General features: G+C 37.5%; 5 protein-coding genes and 1 other RNA gene. 1 reads left to right on the top strand and 5 read right to left on the bottom strand.

Annotation, left to right across the window (positions count from 1 at the left end):
• Window positions 1-15: 15 nt before the first annotated feature.
• Window positions 16-113, top strand: an RNA gene (ffs, locus tag Q1V95_RS12565) — signal recognition particle sRNA small type.
• Between the two features lie 141 nt (window positions 114-254).
• On the opposite strand, the gene Q1V95_RS12560 is transcribed toward ffs, so the two are convergent.
• From Q1V95_RS12560 to Q1V95_RS12540, 5 genes are all read right to left on the bottom strand, one after another.
• Window positions 255-935, bottom strand: coding sequence for a metal-dependent hydrolase (locus Q1V95_RS12560; RefSeq protein ID WP_300674526.1), 681 nt, complete (start codon window positions 933-935; stop codon window positions 255-257).
• Window positions 936-939: 4 nt separating this feature from the next.
• Entirely contained in the window at window positions 940-1215 is a 276-nt protein-coding gene (locus Q1V95_RS12555; RefSeq protein WP_300674523.1) for a hypothetical protein, read from the bottom strand.
• Complete coding sequence (locus Q1V95_RS12550; RefSeq protein WP_300674520.1) at window positions 1216-1662, bottom strand: SRPBCC family protein; 447 nt, start codon at window positions 1660-1662, stop codon at window positions 1216-1218.
• A 10-nt stretch (window positions 1663-1672) separates the two neighbouring features.
• Entirely contained in the window at window positions 1673-2599 is a 927-nt protein-coding gene (menA, locus tag Q1V95_RS12545; protein WP_300674517.1) for a 1,4-dihydroxy-2-naphthoate octaprenyltransferase, read from the bottom strand.
• 82 nt (window positions 2600-2681) lie between these two features.
• Window positions 2682-3474, bottom strand: a 793-nt coding sequence (locus Q1V95_RS12540; RefSeq protein WP_300674515.1) for a 1,4-dihydroxy-2-naphthoyl-CoA synthase, incomplete at its 5' end; no start/stop codon positions are given.

The raw sequence follows: 3474 nt of genomic DNA, 5'->3' as shown, positions 1-3474 counted from the left end.
TTTCTATATTTGCACTGGCAAGTCCTACACAACCAGCTCCTGAGAATCCTCCAGGGTGGGAACGCAGCAAAGGTAATCGGTTGTAGCGGTGTGATGTAGGTAGCTTGCCATTTTTTGTGTCTATATGTTTCGTAATTTTATCTAAAAACTGAAGCATTAAATTCTCCCAAAATTCTGAATATTCTAATTTTAATTTATTTAAAATCAAACTATTAGCTGCATTTTTCAAAACTTAAGGCTTCAGTTTTTTTAAATTAAAATTCAAATTCCTCACCTAACTCTGGCAAATTAAATTCGATTCCTGCATCTGCAAAATGTTTCTTTGCATTATCATGATTAATTTTGATTGGCTCAAACGTATCAAAATGACATCCGATAACTTTCGGCGTCAACAATAATTCTTTTGCTGCAAAAGCCGCTTTACGAGGACACATCGTATAATGACGACCAATCGGAAGAATCGAAACATCTAACTTTCCAAAAACTTTTGAGAAAATAGCCATCTCTGCAGAAACACCTGTGTCACCTGCTAAATAAAGATTCTTGCCTGGCAAACGGAAAATATATCCTGCTGCCTCACCACCGTAAGTTCCGTCCGGAAAAGAGCTTGTGTGGCTTGCTGGCACCATCGAAATTTTAAGATCATCAATCTTGGCAGAACCGCCAAAGTTAATATCAATATTATTTGCATGTTTGAAGTAACCACAAATTTCTGGTTGCCCAATAACGGTCGCATCTGGATGATTTGCCAAAACCTCAGCCACATCTGCAGTATGATCGCCGTGTGCATGCGTAATCAATACATAATCAATTTTTTGCGCTGTAATATCGAATCCTGTTTTGTCTTTTTGAAAGTTATAAAAAGGATCACTTAATATCGTTTTTCCGTTATGTGTGAACAAAAAGCAATTTTGTCCTAAGAATTTTATTTTCATTTTTTTAAATTTTTATAAATATTTGAGACAATACGAAAATGTACAAAATCGCAGCTATGTTAAATACTAAAAGCCACTGCGAATTTCGTTTGTCTTTTTTTAAAATCGTGATTAATGCTGGGATTACAGTTGGATGAATAAAGAGAAGAACCGCCGCTAAAATATAGGCATAACCATGAAAGCCACCATCATCAGCAACGATCTTAATCTCAAAAATAAATGCAATAATATTCGCAATTAATAAGAGATAAGCAATAATAAGGTTGGCGCGTTCTCGCATTTATTCAGCTGGGAATTTATCTTCGATAAGATTTAATTTAATACCATGTTCTAACCAAGCCTTACAGCCATCCAAAACAGTTGTAAAACCGCCCGTATTATCATTAATCACCTTTAGCAAATCGTCGCCAGTTTGTGTATAGCCATAACTTTTGATGATTACTAAAGTTCCGTTTTTCATTTCTTTAAACTCGTAATCGACGTTGGTTGCAGGATTCCCCCACAAAGTTTCGATTTTAAGATTTGGAACAATCTTCAAGGTTTGTACTTCGGACGAGACATTATACATTTCCCAAATCCAAGTTGTCGTAGTCCCTTCTTCCAGCTTTCCACTCGATTTTGTGAACCAAAATTTGGTTGTTACTTCGGGATTTATAAACGCCTCAAAAACCTCAGCAATGGGCTTTCTGATTAACATTTGACATTGTACAAAAATTGGATGTTCCATATATTTTGTTTTAAAAAAGATTAAGTCCAGCAGCGGTTAAAATCGCCATCATAAAAGTTAAAATCCCGACTTGCTTTAGAAAAGGATCTAACTCGCGGTTTTCTTTAATTTGCATAATCTTGCGTCGAAGCCCAGCAAATGGAAACAGCAAAATCATCACTATAAATGCGTAATATTTGCCTTGCGCTTGCAATTGGTTAATCATTAAAAAAGTCAAAACCAACAAAATAGGAAGTTGTAACAACACCATTTCGTAGATCATTGCATTTTTGTAACCAAGTTTCAGAGCCAAAGTTTTTTTGCCAGAAGCTTCGTCGTTTTGCATATCGCGCATATTGTTAAGATTAAGCACTGCAGCACTCAACAAACCAACAGCTGCCGCAGGAAGCAAAACATCCCAACTAAAAGTTTTAGTAAACAAAAAATAACTTCCACAAACCGACACCAAACCGAAAAAGACAAACACGAAAATATCGCCCAAGCCCATATATCCGTAAGGTTTTTTGCCAACCGTATAACCAATCGCAGCCAAAATACAGGCTACACCCAAACCAATGAAAATATAAAATTCATTCATATAATTTGGGATAAATGCCACATACAACAAGGCAACGGTCGCTACAAATGACAAAATTGAAAGCAGAATAACCGCGTTTTTCATTTGTTTGGCAGTAATCTTCCCCGAAGCCACTGCTCTAGCCTCGGCTTCGTTGATTCTCAATTTATCAGTTCCTTTTACGCCATCACCATAATCGTTGGCATAGTTGGAAAGGATTTGATACAGCAAAGTCACCAAAAGTGCCAATGCAAAAATCTTCCAATCCCAAAAACCGCCATCTTCCTTTAATCGCCATTTGGCAATAAAAGATCCCATGATAATTCCACTTAAAGAAAGTGGTAAAGTTCGCAGACGCGCTGCTTTTATCCAGTCAATCATTCTTTTTGATTTTAGATTTTAGATTTCAAATTTTAGATTTAATGTTTAGGTAATTTCTAAATTTTGATTTCTAATTCCTTATTTAAGATATCCATTGGTCGTCGCCAAAGTTTGGTTTTCTCTTTTCTAAGAAAGCATTGCGGCCTTCGATAGCTTCGTCAGTCATATAAGCCAAACGCGTTGCTTCGCCAGCAAAAACTTGTTGTCCTACCATGCCATCGTCTGTTAAATTCATCGCAAACTTCAACATTCTGATTGACATTGGCGATTTTCCAAGAATCTCTTGCGCCCATTCGTAAGCCGTATCTTCAAGCTCTGCATGTGGAATAACAGCATTAACCATTCCCATTTCGAAAGCTTCTTGCGCAGAATAATTTCTTCCCAAAAAGAAAATTTCTCGCGCTTTTTTCTGCCCTACCATTTTTGCTAAGTAAGCAGAACCATAACCACCGTCAAAACTTGTTACATCAGCATCTGTTTGTTTGAAAATCGCGTGCTCTTTACTAGCCAACGTCAAGTCACAAACCACATGAAGAGAATGTCCGCCGCCAACAGCCCAACCAGGAACAACAGCGATAACGACTTTCGGCATAAAACGAATCAAACGTTGAACTTCCAAAATATTAAGACGATGCCTTCCGTCTTCTCCAACATATCCTTTTTGACCACGTGCTTTTTGGTCGCCACCGCTACAAAATGCCCAACCTCCATCTTTAGGACTTGGCCCTTCACCTGACAACAACACAACGCCTATCGATGGATCTTCCGAAGCATCAAAAAAAGCATCATACAATTCTGAAGTTGTTTTGGGACGAAAAGCATTTCTAACTTCTGGTCTATTAAAGGCGATTCTCGCAACGCCACCACATTTTTTG

Source organism: Soonwooa sp. (assembly GCF_030151385.1).
Classification (GTDB): domain Bacteria; phylum Bacteroidota; class Bacteroidia; order Flavobacteriales; family Weeksellaceae; genus Soonwooa.
This window is presented reverse-complemented; position numbering and strand designations above follow the sequence as displayed.

Excerpts from the sequence above, each read along its gene's own strand:
- Q1V95_RS12550 (WP_300674520.1), bottom strand. The coding sequence starts at position 1,662 with ATGGAACATCCAATTTTTGTACAATGTCAAATGTTAATCAGAAAGCCC.
- Q1V95_RS12555 (WP_300674523.1), bottom strand. The coding sequence starts at position 1,215 with ATGCGAGAACGCGCCAACCTTATTATTGCTTATCTCTTATTAATTGCG.
- menA (WP_300674517.1), bottom strand. The coding sequence starts at position 2,599 with ATGATTGACTGGATAAAAGCAGCGCGTCTGCGAACTTTACCACTTTCT.
- Q1V95_RS12560 (WP_300674526.1), bottom strand. The coding sequence starts at position 935 with ATGAAAATAAAATTCTTAGGACAAAATTGCTTTTTGTTCACACATAAC.